This window comes from Rhodococcus sp. NPDC058639 (assembly GCF_042717545.1).
Classification (GTDB): domain Bacteria; phylum Actinomycetota; class Actinomycetes; order Mycobacteriales; family Mycobacteriaceae; genus Rhodococcus.
Genome location: NZ_JBHXRF010000002.1, coordinates 312,435 through 329,819 on the forward strand (window position 1 = coordinate 312,435; position 17,385 = coordinate 329,819).

Here is a 17,385-nt window from a genome sequence, read left to right on the forward strand (position 1 = left end):
ATAGGACCACTGCGTATTACAGAGATGCGAGGGCCGCGCGGAGGTCTGCGGCCTCGGGTACGCCCGACACTCGATAGCGCTCGCGTCCGGCGGTGTCGAACACGAAGGTCGTCGGTAGTGACATCACCCCGAGTTGCCTGGCCGGAAGCGGATTCTCGTCGAGATCGAGTTCCACATCGAGTGCTTCTCCGGACGTGTCGCCGAGGACACGGGCGATCACGCGCCGGACGGATGCGCACGGTCCGCACCACGGAGCGGAGAAGTGCAGAATCACGGGCACGCCGCCGCCCACCCCCACTGCTGCGAGCGCAGGGTCGACAGGGTGCTCCTGTCCGGCGCCTTTCGGGCTGCTCGCGCGGATCTTTCCGGCGCGTGTGCGCAAGATCACTCCGACGCCGAGTGTGGCGACGATCACGATCGCGAGAACAGCGAGTGCGATCACGGGGCTGCCTGCACCTCGGTGAGATCGATCGTGGTGTTGTGCGCCTCGCCCTCGATGACGATGCGCGACCCCCGCGCCTCCACGAACGTCGGCTTCACGCCGAACGGAAGATCCTGAGGCTCGATCGTCGTGGTGAACAGCCCGAGCACGACGGGCTTCAGCGCGTCGGGCACCGCGAAGTCCGCGCGTCCCTCCCGGCCGAAGTACAGGTCGGACGCCACGATGTGCACGCGGTCGCCGTCGAGCACGAGGTCGGCCTGCACGCTCACCGTCGCCGGCTCGGGCCCGACCGGCACGGTACCGGTGAGCACGACTCCGCCGGCAGTCGTCGGGCCGGATCCTCCCGACCCACCGGTCCCGTCGGACTTGCTCTCCGGAGGGGCTGAAATCTGCAGGTCAGGGATGTTGTAGAGCTGCCCGAGTTCGGTGGCGTCGATCATGACGCGGCCGAACAGCAGGTCCACCGGAACGGTACGGATCGACCCGTCGAGCAATTCGCCCGCGGCGGCATGGGCACCGACGAGGTTCGCTTCGACGGTGATGTCTCCGAGCATCTCGGTGTGCACGCCGTCGGCCACGATTTCCACGTTCTCGTAGTGCCCGTCGCGGGCCTGGAGAAGGAACGGGAAGCCGTGAATGGTGACGGCGGGGTCGGACTGGAGTACGCCGCCCTCGCGCAGTGCACGGGACACGCGGTACTCGGACCACGCCGCCGCGCCGAAGTCGGTGAGAACGGCGACTCCGAGCAGGACCACGAGACCGAAGATCAGTTTGCGCACGCCCCCATTGTGGCCGACGCATCCGCGGGCACCGCGCCGCGGATACGAGCAGCGTGTCCGAAATGTGGGAATCGATCTTCTGCGACGTCGTGCTTACATGCCGGTAACAAACAGAGCGCTAATCTGTAGCACGTCGTTTACGCACCCGATCCGCGCTGGTAGCGCGAGGAACTGGAGGCCCAGTGGAGCTTCTCCTTCTGACCTCCGACCCGAACCCGGACGCGGTCCTGCCGTCACTGGCGTTGCTGGCGCACTCGGTTCGGCCGGCTCCGACGGAAGTGTCGTCGCTGCTCGAGGCGAGTTCTGCCGATATAGCGATCGTCGATGCGCGCAGCGACCTCGCGGCAGCGCGAGGACTGTGTCGTCTGCTCGGCAGTACAGGGTCGGCTATTCCGGTTATCGCGGTGCTCACCGAAGGTGGGCTGGTCGCCGTGAACCCCGAGTGGGGCCTCGACGACATCCTGCTGACGACCACCGGCCCGGCCGAACTGGACGCGCGGTTGCGCCTTCTCGTCGGACGTGCAGGCGGCCTCGTCAGCGCGGAGAATTCGGGCAAGATCACTCTCGGTGAGCTGTCGATCGACGAAGGCACCTACACCGCCCGGTTGCGTGGTCGTCCCCTCGACCTGACGTACAAGGAGTTCGAACTCCTCAAGTACCTCGCCCAGCACGCCGGCCGGGTGTTCACCCGTGCACAGCTTCTGCAAGAGGTGTGGGGTTACGACTTCTTCGGCGGCACCCGCACGGTCGACGTGCACGTCCGGCGCCTGCGAGCGAAGCTCGGCCCCGAATACGAGTCCCTGATCGGGACCGTCCGCAACGTCGGCTACAAGGCGGTCCGGCCGTCCTCCCGGAACAAAGCAGGGGGTATCGCCCCGGAACTCGAGGAGTCCGAGGCAGAATTCGCCGAATGAGCATTGCGTCCGAGTTCACCGGTCTTCCGTCCTCCGAACAGGCGCAGGGGGTGCGCGACCTCATCGCCCGAGCGAGCGGAGCGGACGGCACCGCGCCGGTCTCGGAGCAGGTGATCCACTCCCTCACCCGCGACAGCGACGCCAGACACCTGATCAGGACGGTCGACGACACCGTCGTCGGTTACGCGAACCTCGTACCCGCGCACGAGGACCATCCCGCCATGGCCGAAGTGGTCGTCGACCCCGCCCATCGGGGGCAGGGACTCGGCGGTGAACTCGTCGACGCCGCGCTGACAGCCGGCGGCGACGGCGCCCGGGTCTGGGCACACGGTGACCTGCCGGCGGCGCGCGCTGTGGCTCACCGGCTGGGATTGACCGGCGTTCGTGAACTGCTCCAGCTCCGCCGTCCACTCGACGTTCCCGAACTTCCCGCCGTCGCGGTACCGGACTCGATCGTGCTGCGCACCTACCGGGGCCCGAGCGACGACTCCGAGCTCCTCCGGGTCAACGCGGCGGCTTTCGAGTGGCATCCCGAGCAAGGACGCTGGACGGACGTCGACGTCGCGGAGCGCCGCGCGGAGTCGTGGTTCGACCCCGAAGGGCTGTTCCTCGCGTTCGACGCCGCCGATCCCGATGTCCTGCTGGGGTTCCACTGGACGAAGGTGCATCCGGCCACGGACGCGGAGGAAGCCCTCGGCGAGGTGTACGTCGTCGGCATCGACCCGTCCGCGCAGGGTCGCGGCCTGGGGCGCATGCTCACGCTCGCCGGGTTGCATCACCTCCGCGACCGAGGGCTTCACACCGTGTTGCTCTACGTCGAAGGCGACAACACTGCCGCGCTCAACACCTACGGCAAGCTGGGATTCGAGCGCTTCCACGTGGACGTCGCCTACGCACGGCCGTGACCGCGGCAACAGTGCCGGCGTGACCGCGGCAACAGTGCTGCCAGGTGTATCCGGTCTGTTCATCCCCCGTTCACCCAGGGTCGTCCGTCAGTCAACCGGGCACACCTAGGTTTCTGATGGGTCGTGTTGGTGGCCCGGCGCCGGGATCACCCGCGCCTCGATTCCGCTGCCTTCGGCCAGCGGTCGTGAACTCCGGAGGAGTATAGGTGAACCTCAAGCGCAGCGGTGCCCTGATGGGTGCCTTGGCCGTCGGTGCCCTCACGCTCACCGCGTGCGGGACCGACGACAACACGGGTTCCGTGGATGTCGACGCGTCCGCGTCCCCCGCGACGTGTGAGGGCAAGCCCAATCTTTCGGCTGCCGGCTCGTCGGCACAGAAGAATGCGATGGACCAGTTCGTGGCCACCTATATCGCCGTGTGCTCGCAGAAGGGCACAACGGTGAACGTCGCGTACAACCCGACGGGCTCGGGTGACGGTCGTACACAGTTCATCGCGAAGCAGGTCGACTTCGCAGGGTCCGACTCCGCGATCAAGGGTGAGCAGGCCGAGCAGGCGCTCGCACGCTGCGCCGGCAACCCGGCATGGAACCTCCCGCTGGTCTTCGGTCCGGTTGCGTTGGCATACAACCTCGAGGGCGTCGAGGGCCTGGTGCTCGACGCCGAGACCACTGCCAAGATCTTCAACGGTTCGATCACCACCTGGAACGACCCGGCCATCGTCTCGCTCAACGAGGGCCTGGACCTGCCCGACACCGCCATCACGCCGATCGTGCGCTCCGACTCGTCGGGTACGACGGACAACTTCCAGCAGTACCTCGAGGCCGCGTCCGGCGGCGCATGGACCACCGGCGCCGGCTCCGACTTCACCGGCGGCACCGGCGAAGGCGCGAAGGGCTCCGCGGGCGTCGCACAGGCAGTGAGCGGTTCCCCGGGGTCGATCACCTACGTCGAGAAGTCGTTCGCGGACCAGAACGGGCTGAGCATGGCGCGGATCGACAACGGTTCCGGCCCGGTCGAACTCACCGAGGAGTCCGCTGCCAAGGCGATCGAGGGCGCCGGGTTCGCGCCCACCGGCGAAGGCGATCTGACGCTCGACCTGTCGTCGATCTTCGGAAGCACCGAAGCGGGCACGTACCCGCTGGTTCTCGCCACCTACGAGGTCGTTTGCTCCGCCGGATACGGTCCCGACACCGCTGCCGCGGTCAAGTCGTTCCTCACCTCGGCGGCGACCGAGGGCCAGGACGGACTTGCAGCGCAGGGCTATGTGCCGTTGCCGGACTCCTTCAAGGAGCGCATCACCCAGTCGATCGACGCCATCGGATCCGAGTAAATCGGTGGACCGCCCGTTCCTGATGAACAAGCCCGGAGAGAATATGAGCGCACATGAGTGACGCGCCCACCACATCGGCTGGTACGGAGTCGGACGGTCCGACCCGGTCAGGAACGGGCGGTCACCCCGGTACTACGGAGGCAACGATTAGCACTAGCACCACACCCCCCTCGGAGCGCACGCAGAAGACTGTCGTGCGGCCGGGCGATCGCATCTTCGGTTCGCTGGCCACCGGGTCCGCGATCCTGATCTCGGTGATCATCGGCGCGATCGCGGTGTTCCTGGTCTGGCGTGCCGTGCCCGCCCTGCAGCGCAACACCGTCAACTTCCTCACGAGCAGCGAATGGGTCACGCAGGATGTGCAGGCGATGGCCTTCGGCGTCCTCGACCTGTTCCAGGTCACGGTGCTCGTGTCGCTCTTCGCTCTCGCGCTCGCCATGCCCGTCGCGCTCGGTATCGCGATCTTCCTGACGACGTACTGCCCCGGCCGGATCAAGAAGCCGCTGGCCTACGTGATCGATCTGCTCGCCGCGGTCCCGTCCATCGTGTACGGACTGTGGGGCGTGCTCGTCCTGGCGCCCTTCCTGCGTCCGATCGCCTCGTGGCTCAACACCACGTTCGGCTGGTTCCCGTTGTTCGCGACGGGCAGTGGGTCGATCGCGGGCGGCGGCACGATCTTCACCGCCGGGATCGTCCTCGCGGTGATGATCCTCCCGACGATCGCGGCGGTGAGCCGCGAGGTGTTCGTCCAGACGCCCGTCGCGCACATCGAAGCCGCCCTCGCGCTCGGTGCGACCCGCTGGGAGGTCGTCCGAACGACCATCATCCCGTTCGGCAAGTCGGGTTACGTCAGTGGCTCGATGCTCGGTCTCGGTCGCGCTCTCGGCGAGACGATGGCTCTCTACCTGATTCTCCGCACAACCTCGGCCGGGTTCTCGTGGTCGCTGTTCGACGGTGGTGCCACGATCGCGTCCAAGATCGCTCTCGGTTACGCCGAGTTCAACAACGACATCCAGGCCGGCGCCTACATCGCTGCCGGCCTGGTGCTCTTCGTGCTGACCTTCCTGGTCAACGCCGCGGCCCGCATGGTGGTCGCAGGAAAGAGGGACTGACCGATGTCGACGACAACTCTCGACTCGCCCGTCAAGGCACCCACCTTCCAAAAGGTGAGCACCCGCCGGCGCATCACCGACGTCGGCGCCACCGTGCTGGTGACCCTGTCGGTGCTCGTCGCGCTGGTGCCGCTCGTCTGGGTTCTGGCCACGGTCGTCGCCAAGGGTCTCCCGGCCCTGATGTCCGCCACCTGGTTCACCCATTCGCTGAGCGGACTGACGGCCTCGTCGACGGGCGGTGGCATCTACCACGCGCTGGTCGGCACCCTGCTGCAAGGGCTCGTCTGCGCGGTCATCTCGATTCCGCTCGGCGTGTTCGTCGCGATCTACCTCGTGGAATACGCGGGGCGGTCGAAGCTCGGCAAGATCACGACCTTCATGGTCGACATTCTCAGCGGCGTGCCGTCGATCGTCGCGGCACTGTTCATCTACGCCCTGTGGGTGTCCACGTTCGGATTCCCCAAGTCGGGCTTCGCGGTGTCCCTCGCCCTGGTACTGCTGATGGTGCCGGTGGTCGTGCGCAGCACGGAGGAAATGCTCCGCATCGTGCCGCAGGATCTGCGCGAAGCCTCCTACGCGCTGGGTGTCCCGAAGTGGAAGACCATCGTCCGCATCGTTCTTCCCACCTCGATGGCCGGAATCATCACGGGCATCATGCTCGCGCTCGCCCGGGTCATGGGAGAGACTGCGCCGCTGCTGATCCTCGTCGGGTACGCGCCGTTCATCAATTTCGATTTGTTCGGCGGTGAACAGGGCTCGCTCCCCGGCGTCATGGTCGCCGAGATGAACAACCCGACCGCGGCGGGTTCGCAGCGAATCTGGGGCGCCGCCCTCACACTGATTCTCGTGATCGCGGTGCTGAACGTCGCGGCCAAGGTGATCAGCCATTATTCGCAGGTCGGCTCCAGGAAGTAGCGACCCATGAACTTCTCTCACGACATCGATACACCAGTAGGGAGCCTGTAATGGCCAAGCGTCTGGATCTCAAGGACGTCAACATCTACTACGGCAAGTTCCACGCCGTAGCCGATGTGACGCTTTCCGTACCTCCGCGGAGCGTCACCGCGTTCATCGGTCCGTCGGGTTGCGGCAAGTCCACCGTGCTGCGCTCGCTCAACCGCATGCACGAGGTCACGCCCGGTGCCCGCGTCGAGGGATCGGTACTCCTCGACGGCGAGGACATCTACGGCGCCGACGTCGATCCGGTGGGTGTGCGCAAGACGATCGGCATGGTCTTCCAGCGTCCGAATCCGTTCCCCACCATGTCCATCCGGGACAACGTGGTCGCGGGACTGAAATTGCAGGGCATGCGCGACAAGAAGGTCCTCGACGAGATCGCGGAGAAGTCGCTGCGCGGCGCGAACCTGTGGAACGAGGTCAAGGACCGTCTCGACAAGCCCGGTGGCGGTCTCTCCGGCGGTCAGCAGCAGCGACTGTGTATTGCGCGTGCGATCGCGGTCCAGCCCGACGTGCTGCTCATGGACGAGCCCTGCTCCGCGCTCGATCCGATCTCGACCCTCGCGATCGAGGACCTGATCGCCGAACTCAAGCAGGAGTTCACAATCGTCATCGTCACCCACAACATGCAGCAGGCTGCGCGCGTGAGCGATCAGACCGCCTTCTTCAACCTCGAGGCGACCGGTCGTCCGGGTCGGCTCGTCGAGATCGACGACACCGAGAAGATCTTCTCGAACCCGACCCAGAAGGCCACCGAGGACTACATCTCGGGTCGTTTCGGCTGAGCCGAACCACCGTGTGAATGCACAAAGCCCCGGCCGGAATTTCCGGCCGGGGCTTTGTCATCGGATGAATCAGGATTCGGTGGGGTACACCGTCAGTTTGTCGACTTTGTTGCCGAGCTCGCGGATGTCTTCCTCGGTGGGGAGCTTTCCGGTGACCAGGAAGATCACGCGCCGGCCGACCTCCACCGCGTGGTCCGCGAAGCGCTCGTAGAAGCGGCCGAGCAGGGTGACGTCGACGGCCGCGGCGACGCCGTGCTTCCACTCCGGGTCCATGAGGACCTTGAAGAGATGGCGGTGCAGATCGTCCATCGCCTCGTCTTCGTGATGGAGACGCAACGCGCGCTCCGGGTCGCGGGTTTCGAGGATTTCGCGGGTGGCCCCACCGAGGGCCACCGCAATCCGGCCCATCTCGGCGAAGTATCCCTTGACCTCGTCGGGAAGCACGTGGTTCGGATGACGTCGGCGGGTCGCCTTCGCGATGTGCAGGGCGAGCGCGCCCATGCGATCGATGTCGGCGACGATCTGGATACCGCTGACCACCGCTCGGAGATCGCCCGCGACCGGCCCCTGGAGGGCGAGGAGCTGGAACGCCTTCTCCTCGCACACCACGGCGAGGTCGGTGATCTTGTCGTGCTCTTCGATCACCTGCTCGGCGAGGCCGAGATCGGCGGTGAGTAGGGCTTCGGTGGACCGCTCCATTGCAAGTCCGGCGAGTCCGGCCATCTCTCCGAGGAGGTCACCGAGTTCGCTCATTTGTACGTTGTAGACGACGCGCATAATGGCACACCCTACGGTGTGGAAAAGTACAGGTCACGAGCATCGGGTGAACCCCGGGTGAACGACAGGGCCGGAGCGGTGTCACCCGCAGAGATCGTCCCCTGCGTTGGTGATCGACAGATCGGGCGGGAGTTCGATCGAATCCTTGCTGGAGGGCGCTTCGATCTTCACCGGCTCGAGCTGGCTTCCCGCAGGAGCGGGGGCGACGACCGTGCCGTCGAATCCGGTCCCGAGCACGATCTCGACGATCGAACCGAGCTGCGCGGAGGCGGGAGCCTCCTGCAGCACCGCGCCCGGGAACGCCGTGGCGACGGTCATCGCTTCGGCTTCTTGACCCGGCGCGAAGCGGATCACCGTCTTGGCGCTCGTACCCGAGTAATTGCCGACCTCGTAGACGGGGAAGCCGTACGCCCCGACGGTTTCGGCGATCCGGGCTGCCAGACCGGACTCTCCGGACGCGTTGGAGACCTGCACGCTCACTGTGCCCGGGTCGACCGCGATCTGAGCGGGAGCAGTCGGAGCCGCCTCCGGTGGTGGGGCACCGGCGTCGTCCTGAGGCTCCTCGCGCCGTTCACCGGGGAGAGGGAGATCGTCGATGATCGCGGTGAAGATCGACTCGATGTCGTCGAGCCGGGGGATTTCGTTCCCCCAGTCGTTCGTTCCCGCGGTGGGCACGGTCAGGAAGGTGACTGCTCCGGCGTCGACGTTCTGCAGCGAGCGACCGAGCTTGACCAAGGATTCGGTGTTGACGTTCTCCACGAACGTCGCGCTGGTGAACGCGCTGATGAACCCGTTGAGCTTGCCCGGATCGAGGAGGACCTTGTTCGAGAGCGCCGACCGCAGCAGCGACGACAGGAACTTCTGCTGCCGGGTGATCCGGCCGTAGTCGCCGTTGCCTTCGGTGAAGACGTAGCGCGCCCGGACATAATCGAGTGCTTTGTGGCCGCTCAGGGTGTGCGTGCCGGGCGAGTCCAGAATGGTGCCGAGTTCCCCGTCCTCGAGAGGCGTGGTGGTACACACCTCGACGCCGCCGACCTTGTCGACCATGGCTTCGAACCCGGCGAAGTCGATGCCGACGAAGTGACCGATCTTCAATCCGGACATCTTCTGGATCACCTTGACCAGGCACTTCGGTCCGCCGAGGGCATACGTGGCGTTGAGCTTGTCGCCGTCCGCCGCGGGGAAGGTATCCGAGCTGTAGTCGCCGGTCGCGCTGTCCCAGCCCCGGCACACCGGACGTTCCACATCGAGGTCGCGGGGAAACGACACCGCGACCACACGACTGCGGTCCGCCGGGATGTTGACGAGGATCACGGTGTCGGCGCGGGCTCCCTCCGCGTCCTCGGTGGTGCCGGCTCCGACCGCGCCGCTAGCTCCGGCACGGGTGTCGGTACCGACGATGAGATAGGTCTCGTCGCCGGTCTGCCCGGCCGCGTCGACGATGTCGGTGGAATCGGTGTCGAGCGCCGCGATCTGTGAGAAACCCGCTTCCGTCGACTTCACGTATGCCCACACCGATCCGGTACCGATAAGTGCGAGGACCGAGAAGAACGCGACCGCGGACCGGGCGGCGACGCGCAGCCTGCGATCCTTCCGTCGCTTACTCGACTCGAGGCGGGTCAGCCCGTCGGTTCCCACTTCTTTCGGTGCCGCGTGCGCTCGGACCGTCCGGGTGTGGACAGGCTCGTCGTGCAGGTCTTCGTCGGCTGGAGGCTCGGCCTCGAGGTCGTCGTCGACCGGCGCGATCAACTCGGTGGGACTGTCCCTGACCGGGGGCCTGGGTGCGCGCCGAGGTGGAGGGGGGCCGGGCGGGGGGACGGCCACACGCGGCGGCGCGGCGGGCGGTCGCGGCGGGGCGACGGGCGGTGGCGAGGCGACCGGCGGTCGCGGCGGGGCGACGGGCGGTGGCGGGGCGACGGGTGGTCGCGGGGGACCGGGCTGCGGTGTTCGCGCCGGCGGAGCAGGTGGTGCGGCAGGTGGTGCTGTGGTGGGTGGTACGGGGGGAGGCGATGCGGGAATGGGCCGGCCCACGGGGGGCGGAGGAACCGGCCGGCCGGGCGGACTCGCGGGAAGCCCGCTGCGCGGATGTGCAGGAGGCAACAAGGACGACGCCGTGACCAGCGGTGTGACCGGGGGTGTGGGCGGTGGCGTGGGCGGGGATGACCCGTCTCGGCGCGACACCTTGTCGACCAGGTCCGCGACGGTGAGCCGCTCCGGGTCGCCGGCGTCCGCGGCGCGGCGGTTCCGGCCCGAATCACGGCGGCTTGCGGCGTGGTCACCCTCGGAGTGCGCTTCCGCGGAGTGCGCGCCTCCGGAACGAGCATCCTCAGAATGAGCGCCGCCGGGACGCACACCGTCGGCCGGGGTGTCGGAGCGGCGGGCACGACTGCGGTGACGACGCCCGGATGGAGCCTCACGGTAGGTGGGGTCGGCTATCGGACGTTCCCACGGAGCGCGATTGTCGGGCAGGCCCGAGTCGTGCTCTTCGTCCACCGGTGCCTTGCCTCTCCGCGGGTCGACCGCATTCGCGCGCACCGCCCGCACAGGGGGCGGTGCGCAATGATCCCGTCATGATACTGACCGTCTGTTACCGAAGCGGTACACGCGGCCGGTGGCGGCTCCACCATGTGGACGCGCCGACGGCGGTTCAGGGAAGGACTCCTACCCGCCCGAGTGCATGATGTCGGCACCTACCGGGACGCAGGTGTCCTCCGGATCGTCGAGCCAGCCCTCGGGCAAGGCGACGCTGCTCGGGGAACCCTGGCGCCCACGGGGGCCCTCCGCATCGGCGGGAAACGGCACGTCGGCGTCGAGTTTTCCGAGCAGATCGTCGAGTTCGGCGAGCGAGGACACCCGCGCGAGACCGCTGCGGACTTCGGACCCGGCGGGGAAGCCGCGCAGGTACCACGCGATGTGCTTGCGGAGTTCGCGGGTGCCGCGGTCTTCGCCGTGATGGTCCGCGAGTAGCTCGGCGTGGCGCCGCATGATCTGCGTCACTTCGCCCAAAGTGGGGGGAGTGGGGATCTCGTGGCCGTTGAGCGCGGCGCTGAGTTCCGCGAACAACCACGGCCGGCCCAGGCAGCCGCGACCGACGACCACGCCGTCGCACCCGGTCTGGGTCATCATCTTCTCCGCGTCCCCAGCGTCGAAGATGTCGCCGTTGCCGAGGACCGGAACGGTGGTGACGTGCTCTTTGAGCCGGGCGATCTCGTTCCAGTCAGCAGCGCCCGAGTACCGCTGCGCGGCGGTCCGGGCGTGGAGTGCCACAGCGGCCGCACCCTCGTCGGCGGCGATGCGCCCGGCATCGAGGTGTGTGTGGTGCTCGTCGTCGATGCCGATCCGGAACTTCACCGTCACCGGGATATCGGTGCCCTCGGTGGCCCGCACCGCGGCGGCCACGATCTGCCCGAACAGGCGGCGCTTGTAGGGAAGGGCGGACCCGCCGCCCTTCCGGGTGACCTTGGGTACCGGGCAGCCGAAGTTCATGTCGATGTGATCGGCCATGTTCTCGTCGACGATCATCTTCGCTGCCGCGTACGTGGTGTCGGGATCGACGGTGTACAGCTGGAGCGAGCGCGGGGTTTCGGTGGGGCCGAACGTCGTCATGTGCATGGTGACGGGATGTCGCTCGACCAGAGCGCGGGCAGTGACCATCTCGCACACGTAGAGCCCGGAGGTGCTTCCGGCTCGTTCGAGTTCGAGTTCGCGGCACAGAGTGCGAAATGCGACGTTCGTCACTCCCGCCATCGGCGCCAGCACGACCGGGCTGTTCAGTTCGAGCGAGCCGATGCGAAGGGGTGACATAAAGAACCTCTGAAAGCGTTGTGTTTCAACAAGACTGCGAACTCCCGCGGTACCTCGACGGGGAGACGACTGTGCCCGGTACCGAGAGCGGCACCGGGCACAGGATAACCGTTTACCGACGTAGGCCCCGAATCTGCCGGGACGAACCCCGGCCCGAGGTCAGGACAGGGCGCCCGCGCGTTCCAGTTTGGCTGCTTCGCGTGCGAGCGACCGGTCGCGCATATCCTCGAACTTCACGGCCTGGCGCTCGAGGTCTTCGAGGTAGGTCCCCAGTTCGTCGATGAGCTGAGCGCCACCGGTTCCGAAATCGCGCTCGAAGATCCGCCACTTGCGCAGCACCGGCATCACCACGTCGTCGAGGTGCTGACGCAGGTCGTAGATGCCGTGCTTCGCCATGAGCACTCCGTTGCGGCGGAAATTGGGCATCCCCGCTCCGGGCATCTCGAAGGTGCGGAGAACGTGAACGATCGCCTCCAGCGCCTGCACGGGCGCGACGTCGAGCGCGGCATCGCAGATGTTGCGGTAGAAGATCATGTGCAGGTTCTCGTCGGCGGCAATCCGCTGCAGCATCTTGTCGGCCACGGAGTCGTTGCAGGCCAGACCTGTGTTGCGGTGCGAAACGCGGGTTGCGAGTTCCTGGAACGTCACGTACGCGACCGAATGGAGCATTCCCGTCTCGTTCGGGGAACCGAAGCCGTTGGTCATGTGCTCCATGCGCGCATTCTCGAGTGCCACCGGGTCGACGCCGCGCGTGACGACGAGGTAGTCGCGCATGACGATGCCGTGGCGGTTCTCCTCGGCGGTCCAGCGGCCGACCCAGGTACCCCACGCGCCGTCCCGGGAGAACGCCTCAGCGATCTCGCGGTGGTAAGAGGGCAGGTTGTCCTCGGTGAGGAGGTTGGTGATCATCGCCGCCTTGGCGACCTCGCCGAGCTGTGACTGCTCGGGCTCCCAGTCGACTCCGCCCATCGCAGCGAAGTTGCGTCCTTCGTCCCACGGGACGTAGTCGTGAGGATGCCAGTCCTTCGCCATCGACAGGTGACGGTCGACGTTCGCTTCGGCAACGGGCTCCAGCTCGCGCAGCAACTCCATCTGTGTCAGGACTCGCGTCATACCTTCGTACCCTCCGTGTGGTGTCGCATGAACTCTGCCAGCCTACGGAACCGTAGGTAAATGTCGTACTGCGCTGTCATGCGGTACAACATGCTGTCGTGATCAGGTCTGATCCGTGTCCCCGATCACAATCGTTCGCAGGTCACCGTACAGGCCTGATCCGGTCGACAGCCGGAGGCTGTTGCCGACACGGCGGAGCAGCGGTCGAAACCCGGCGACGACGCCGACGGGGCGCCGGCGTCGTCGTCGTTTCCCTGGCTCAGCGCTTGCCGCCGCCGAGAAGGCCACCGAGAATCCCGCCGAGACCGCCACCGGAGTTGCCGCCCAGCACGCTGCCGAGAACATCTCCGATGCCGCCGCCGGCACCGGAACGACCGGCCGCGCCCTCGAGCAGACTTCCGAGGATGTCGCCGATCCCACCACTCGGGCGAGCCTCGCCGGCCGTGGTGGCGCCGTTGCCGGTGATCTGCTTCGCGAGGTAGGAGAGCACGATGGGGGCGAGGATCGGGAGAAGCTTGGCAATCAGGTCTTTCCCGCCGGATCCGTTGACCGAACCCAGGGTGCTGATCACCTGTTCCTTCTTCTCCCCGAACACGTTGGAGACGATCTTGCTGCCGTCTGCGGCATCGACCTCGTCCACGTTCACCCCGCCGTCGAGAACACCCGAGCCGGAGTGTTCGTCGAGTGCCGACATCAGCGAGGCCGCTCCCTCGGGATCGCGTGCATTGGCACCGAGTCCACCGACAAGGGTGGGGAGCGCTGCGCGGACTGCGGTCTCCGCGGTCTGCCGGTCGACGCCGAGGCGCTCGGCCACACGGTCGATGGGGATCTGGGAGAGGAGTTCGTCGAGACTTGCCATGAGCACCTGCCTGGTCATGGGCGTCCCGTCGCGGTCGCCCGTGCGGCCGAGATTAGCGACTGCCGCCGTTCGGAACCGCACCGCAAGGGAGATCCTGGCAGGCCGGGTGGTGCCGGTCCGGCACGCGTCCCGTCAATCGAACGAGTCGGCGTCGCCAGGGGGTCGACGAAGCGCGACCAGGCAGCACAGCAACGCCACGAGGATGCCGCTCAGCAACAGGACCGTGCCGTTCTGGTTGGTGAGCGCAGTCCGGCGGTTCTCCTGCACGTAGTCACCGTGCGCAGAGAAGATCTGTGCCCAGAACGCGACTGCCGTGACGATCCCCAGAATTGTTCCGACCCATCCGGTGATCACGGAGTCGAACAAGGCCGCGAGTAGCAGCAGGACGGCCGCGACAGCCAGTGGCACCGCGAGGGATTCGTGGAGTGGCAAGCCGGGCGAGGCGATGCCGGCGAGATCCCCGCTCGCGAACCCGTCACGCAATCCCGACAACGGGATCTGGGTGGGGCGTACGCCTCCGACGACGGGCAGCACCGCCCCGATACCCAGTGCGACTGCGGCCAGAAACAGGCCCAGGTCCACGAAACTGCGCATGTTCCCCCCCGAAACGAAAAGAACCGAGACAATTCGTTCTGCGGACTCACCGTATCCAAAGAAGTGCTGGGCCACCGGATAGAAACGCAGGCGGACGAATTCACGGTCAACGACTCGGGCGGTCCGTAGGCTGATGCGCGTCTATCGAGGACCCAGGGAGGGCCACAGGATGTCGGACGCAAGTATTCGGTCGGAGGAGACACGGCAGGGTTTGCCTCCGTGGGCGAAGAAGACACTCGTCGTCGTCGTCACGCTGGCCGTGCTCGTCATCGCGTATTTCGTGCTCGCCGCATTCGTCCCGAGATGGTGGGCGCAACGGATCGCCGGCCTCGCGGAGGGTGGATTCGCCCGCGGCATTCTGTGGGGACTGGCGTTCGGTCTCCTGTCCACCGCGATCCCGCTCGTCCTGTTCGCCTGCATCTGGCAGGTTCGACGATGGAAGCACCACCGGGCTCTTCAGATCCTGCTCGCCGTGGCGGCGCTGGCCATAGCGCTGCCCAACCTCATGACCTTGAGCATCGTGCTCGGTGGCAGCAACGCCGCACACGCCGGTGAGCGCATCCTCGATGTCGATGCGCCGGGGTTTCGGGGCGCATCACTGGTGGGCGCGATCGTCGGGGCCCTGGCGTGCGTGATCTTTTTCGTCGCCGTCAACCGCTACCGCAAGCGGGGGCGCGACCTCAACCGCGTGCGTGAGAACCTCGAGCGGCAGCGGCTCGAGGACAAGCGTGAGGAAGAGCGGCGCCGGGCTGCCCAGGAACTGGGGACCGGCCCGGACGACGTACCCCCGGGCGCTCACCGATCCGGAACGTGATCGGCCCTTTCGATCAGCCTGCCGAATTCTTCGCGGCGGACGCGATGCTCAGCATGTTCACGTTGAGAAGGCTCTCGTCGAGCGCGCACGGGAGCCGGGTCGTGTCGACCGTGCCGACGCATTCCTTGCCGGTGTACTCGGCGTACTTCTCGTCCCAGTGGTCGATGCTGCCGAGCATGTCGCTCTTGGACGCACCGTCGGGGAGTCGCTCGACATCCGCGCGTAGCGAGGCGAGGCCCTCGGAGCGCTCTCGGTTGCAGTCCACAGCAGACGACGTCGCATCGCTGAGGCACGAGATATTGGCCAGCGTGTCGCTGTGTTGCGCGCGGATGTAGTTCCAGTCGACCTCGGATCCGGCCCCGGCGGGGGACCCGGACTCTGCTGTGTCGCCCCCTCCTCCGCATGCGGCAAGGAGTACCAGAGCAGGTGCGAGCGCGAGAGCGCGGAGTCTCATGTCTCGTTGATCCGTTTCGTCGTGATTTTTGTTACGGGCGCGCTGTTCCGGTTCCGGGTCGCGACGAAAACGAGACGACCCGGCGTTCGGAAACGAACGCCGGGTCGTGCGTGGTGCCCCCAGTAGGGCTCGAACCTACGACCTGCGGATTAAAAGTCCGTAGCTCTACCAACTGAGCTATAGGGGCGTGGGCGCACAATGTAACCACATCGAGCGTCTCGATGGTATCGGACGGTCGGCTCCGGTTTCGACACCCTCCCGTGGTGCGCGAAACCCGGTGAAAGCAGAACGGCTCGGGTGCTCACCCCCTGCTTCGCACCCGAGCCGGAGAAAGAATACCACTCGGTGTGTTCTCGGTGCAGTGTCGGAAAAGCCGTTCCCGGCCGTCACGCGCGAACGGGTGCTCTCGCTCCGACTTCCGCGCCCCTGACGTGCCGGAGCAGTCTAAAGTTGATTGAAGGGGGGAATGACCGGTACTCGGAAGGCTGTATTCCCCATGCCACTTCAGCAGGAGCGTGCCCGGCGTACTCGGGCCGCGATCGTCGAATCGGCAGCCGCCGAATTCGCCAAGAGGGGATTCGCCGCGGCGTCGATCAATCTGATCCTCGAGCACTCGGGCGCCACCAAGGGCGCGATGTACTTCCACTTCAAGTCGAAGGAAGACCTTGCGCGCGCGGTACTCGAGGAGGGTCTCGACCATTACCGCGCCATCGTCGACAGGTGGGTCGGCTTCTCCGAGCTCGATCCCTTCGAGCGGCTCCACGGGATGATCTGCGATTTGGGAGAGGCGCTCCACAACGATGTCATCATCGCGGCTGAGTTCCGTCTCGTCATCGACCCGGAGTTCGTCGACGAGGCGCAGTTGCGCGGAACCTCCGTGTGGGGACATGCCGGCTACCGGCTGGCGGAGGAGGCCGAGGATCTCGGGTTGTTCCGGCCGGGCGTGGATCTGCGGCGGTTCGTCGGCGCCGTCGGTACGTCGCTCGCCGGCCAGCGTTATCTCGCCGACCTCACCGCGCCGGGTGTGGATGTGCGCTCCCGGTTCGAGAGCTGCCTCGAGATTCCCCTGGAGGCGACAGCGTCCGAGGACTGGCTCGCGCGGTGGCGCGAGCGTGGCTGGCCGAGTGCCCGCCCGAACACTGAATAGTTGCTTGACCTGGCGATTTGTGATTCTCGAATGCCGTGGCATAAGCTGTCCAAGCTCCCAACGGAAACGCCAAACCCGTTGAGGGTGCGGTTCGGAGAGATCCGATCGGGCCCCCTTCGTCTAGCGGCCTAGGACGCCGCCCTTTCAAGGCGGTAGCGCGGGTTCGAATCCCGTAGGGGGTACGCTTCGATTCTGTCGGAGTGTGCAGTACTTTGGTGAAAGAACTGAATATGTATGGCCCTGTGGCGCAGTTGGTTAGCGCGCCGCCCTGTCACGGCGGAGGTCGCGGGTTCGAGTCCCGTCAGGGTCGCTCAACGCAAGCGATTGGCATTCGGTTCGGGTGCCGTCCGGCCAGGTAGCTCAGTTGGTACGAGCGTCCGCCTGAAAAGCGGAAGGTCGCCGGTTCGATCCCGGCCCTGGCCACAGAGGTTGTCCGGCAAACAACCGCTCAATTACATATCGAGGACCCACCGCGTGCGGTGGGTCCTGCTATGGGAACCCTCTGGGGTTCTGCATGGCCCTGTAGCGCAGTTGGTTAGCGCGCCGCCCTGTCACGGCGGAGGTCGCGGGTTCGAGTCCCGTCAGGGTCGCATCAGGC

At 66.5% G+C, this 17,385-nt stretch carries 17 protein-coding genes and 5 tRNA genes; 12 read left to right on the forward strand and 10 right to left on the reverse strand.

The features are described from left to right. Positions 1–16: 16 nt before the first annotated feature. Complete coding sequence (locus ACFWU2_RS04395; RefSeq protein WP_378601522.1) at positions 17–442, reverse strand: thioredoxin family protein; 426 nt, start codon at positions 440–442, stop codon at positions 17–19. Next, on the reverse strand, positions 439–1,221 hold the full coding sequence (locus ACFWU2_RS04400) for an LmeA family phospholipid-binding protein (RefSeq protein ID WP_378601524.1): 783 nt from the start codon (positions 1,219–1,221) through the stop codon (positions 439–441). The genes ACFWU2_RS04395 and ACFWU2_RS04400 overlap by 4 nt, the downstream gene beginning before the upstream one ends. Before the next feature lie 182 nt (positions 1,222–1,403). Here ACFWU2_RS04400 and ACFWU2_RS04405 point away from each other — a divergent pair, with 182 nt between their 5' ends. The 6 genes from ACFWU2_RS04405 (at position 1,404) to pstB (ending at position 7,225) form a co-directional block, all read left to right on the forward strand. Then, entirely contained in the window at positions 1,404–2,135 is a 732-nt protein-coding gene (locus ACFWU2_RS04405) for a winged-helix domain-containing protein (RefSeq protein WP_378601565.1), read from the forward strand. Next, entirely contained in the window at positions 2,132–3,040 is a 909-nt protein-coding gene (gene mshD / locus ACFWU2_RS04410; protein WP_378601568.1) for a mycothiol synthase, read from the forward strand. The genes ACFWU2_RS04405 and mshD overlap by 4 nt, the downstream gene beginning before the upstream one ends. Positions 3,041–3,246: 206 nt before the next feature. After that, positions 3,247–4,371: a phosphate ABC transporter substrate-binding protein PstS gene (pstS, locus tag ACFWU2_RS04415; protein WP_378601571.1), complete on the forward strand. Its 1,125-nt coding sequence runs from the start codon at positions 3,247–3,249 to the stop codon at positions 4,369–4,371. Between the two features lie 53 nt (positions 4,372–4,424). Continuing rightward, positions 4,425–5,483, forward strand: a complete 1,059-nt coding sequence (pstC, locus tag ACFWU2_RS04420; protein ID WP_378601574.1) for a phosphate ABC transporter permease subunit PstC — start codon at positions 4,425–4,427, stop codon at positions 5,481–5,483. A 3-nt stretch (positions 5,484–5,486) separates the two neighbouring features. Continuing rightward, positions 5,487–6,398 (forward strand): phosphate ABC transporter permease PstA, encoded by a 912-nt coding sequence (gene pstA, locus ACFWU2_RS04425; RefSeq protein WP_378601577.1) that lies wholly within the window; start codon positions 5,487–5,489, stop codon positions 6,396–6,398. Between the two features lie 50 nt (positions 6,399–6,448). After that, the gene (gene pstB / locus ACFWU2_RS04430; RefSeq protein WP_378601580.1) at positions 6,449–7,225 is read left to right on the forward strand and encodes a phosphate ABC transporter ATP-binding protein PstB; all 777 of its coding nucleotides are present in this window, start codon (positions 6,449–6,451) and stop codon (positions 7,223–7,225) included. A gap of 69 nt (positions 7,226–7,294) precedes the next feature. Here the strand turns inward: pstB and phoU are convergent, their stop codons facing one another. The 6 genes from phoU to ACFWU2_RS04460 form a co-directional block, all read right to left on the reverse strand. After that, positions 7,295–8,002 carry a phosphate signaling complex protein PhoU gene (phoU, locus tag ACFWU2_RS04435; protein WP_169621267.1) on the reverse strand — a complete coding sequence of 236 codons (708 nt, stop codon included), beginning with the start codon at positions 8,000–8,002 and terminating at the stop codon, positions 7,295–7,297. An 81-nt stretch (positions 8,003–8,083) separates the two neighbouring features. Next, complete coding sequence (locus ACFWU2_RS04440; protein ID WP_378602318.1) at positions 8,084–10,033, reverse strand: LCP family protein; 1,950 nt, start codon at positions 10,031–10,033, stop codon at positions 8,084–8,086. A gap of 630 nt (positions 10,034–10,663) precedes the next feature. Continuing rightward, complete coding sequence (gene dusB / locus ACFWU2_RS04445; RefSeq protein WP_378601595.1) at positions 10,664–11,806, reverse strand: tRNA dihydrouridine synthase DusB; 1,143 nt, start codon at positions 11,804–11,806, stop codon at positions 10,664–10,666. Between the two features lie 159 nt (positions 11,807–11,965). Next, positions 11,966–12,919 (reverse strand): acyl-ACP desaturase, encoded by a 954-nt coding sequence (locus ACFWU2_RS04450; protein ID WP_378601598.1) that lies wholly within the window; start codon positions 12,917–12,919, stop codon positions 11,966–11,968. Positions 12,920–13,178: 259 nt separating this feature from the next. After that, complete coding sequence (locus ACFWU2_RS04455) at positions 13,179–13,778, reverse strand: DUF937 domain-containing protein (RefSeq protein WP_378602321.1); 600 nt, start codon at positions 13,776–13,778, stop codon at positions 13,179–13,181. A 132-nt stretch (positions 13,779–13,910) separates the two neighbouring features. Next, the gene (locus ACFWU2_RS04460; protein ID WP_378601601.1) at positions 13,911–14,372 is read right to left on the reverse strand and encodes a hypothetical protein; all 462 of its coding nucleotides are present in this window, start codon (positions 14,370–14,372) and stop codon (positions 13,911–13,913) included. 169 nt (positions 14,373–14,541) lie between these two features. On the opposite strand from ACFWU2_RS04460, the gene ACFWU2_RS04465 reads away from it, so the two are divergent. Then, positions 14,542–15,186, forward strand: coding sequence for a hypothetical protein (locus ACFWU2_RS04465; RefSeq protein WP_378601604.1), 645 nt, complete (start codon positions 14,542–14,544; stop codon positions 15,184–15,186). A 13-nt stretch (positions 15,187–15,199) separates the two neighbouring features. Here the strand turns inward: ACFWU2_RS04465 and ACFWU2_RS04470 are convergent, their stop codons facing one another. Both ACFWU2_RS04470 and ACFWU2_RS04475 read right to left on the reverse strand, forming a co-directional pair. After that, positions 15,200–15,640, reverse strand: a complete 441-nt coding sequence (locus ACFWU2_RS04470) for a hypothetical protein (RefSeq protein ID WP_378601607.1) — start codon at positions 15,638–15,640, stop codon at positions 15,200–15,202. Between the two features lie 111 nt (positions 15,641–15,751). Then, positions 15,752–15,827 (reverse strand) — tRNA-Lys (locus tag ACFWU2_RS04475). A gap of 309 nt (positions 15,828–16,136) precedes the next feature. Here ACFWU2_RS04475 and ACFWU2_RS04480 point away from each other — a divergent pair. The 5 genes from ACFWU2_RS04480 to ACFWU2_RS04500 all read left to right on the forward strand — a co-directional run bounded on the left by ACFWU2_RS04480 (position 16,137) and on the right by ACFWU2_RS04500 (position 17,377). Beyond that, positions 16,137–16,787, forward strand: coding sequence for a TetR family transcriptional regulator (locus ACFWU2_RS04480; protein WP_378601610.1), 651 nt, complete (start codon positions 16,137–16,139; stop codon positions 16,785–16,787). A gap of 109 nt (positions 16,788–16,896) precedes the next feature. Further along, positions 16,897–16,969 (forward strand) — tRNA-Glu (locus tag ACFWU2_RS04485). A gap of 54 nt (positions 16,970–17,023) precedes the next feature. Continuing rightward, a tRNA-Asp gene (locus ACFWU2_RS04490) sits at positions 17,024–17,097 on the forward strand. Between the two features lie 39 nt (positions 17,098–17,136). Then, a tRNA-Phe gene (locus ACFWU2_RS04495) sits at positions 17,137–17,210 on the forward strand. A gap of 93 nt (positions 17,211–17,303) precedes the next feature. Next, positions 17,304–17,377: transfer RNA gene (locus ACFWU2_RS04500), tRNA-Asp, on the forward strand. Positions 17,378–17,385: the final 8 nt, after the last annotated feature.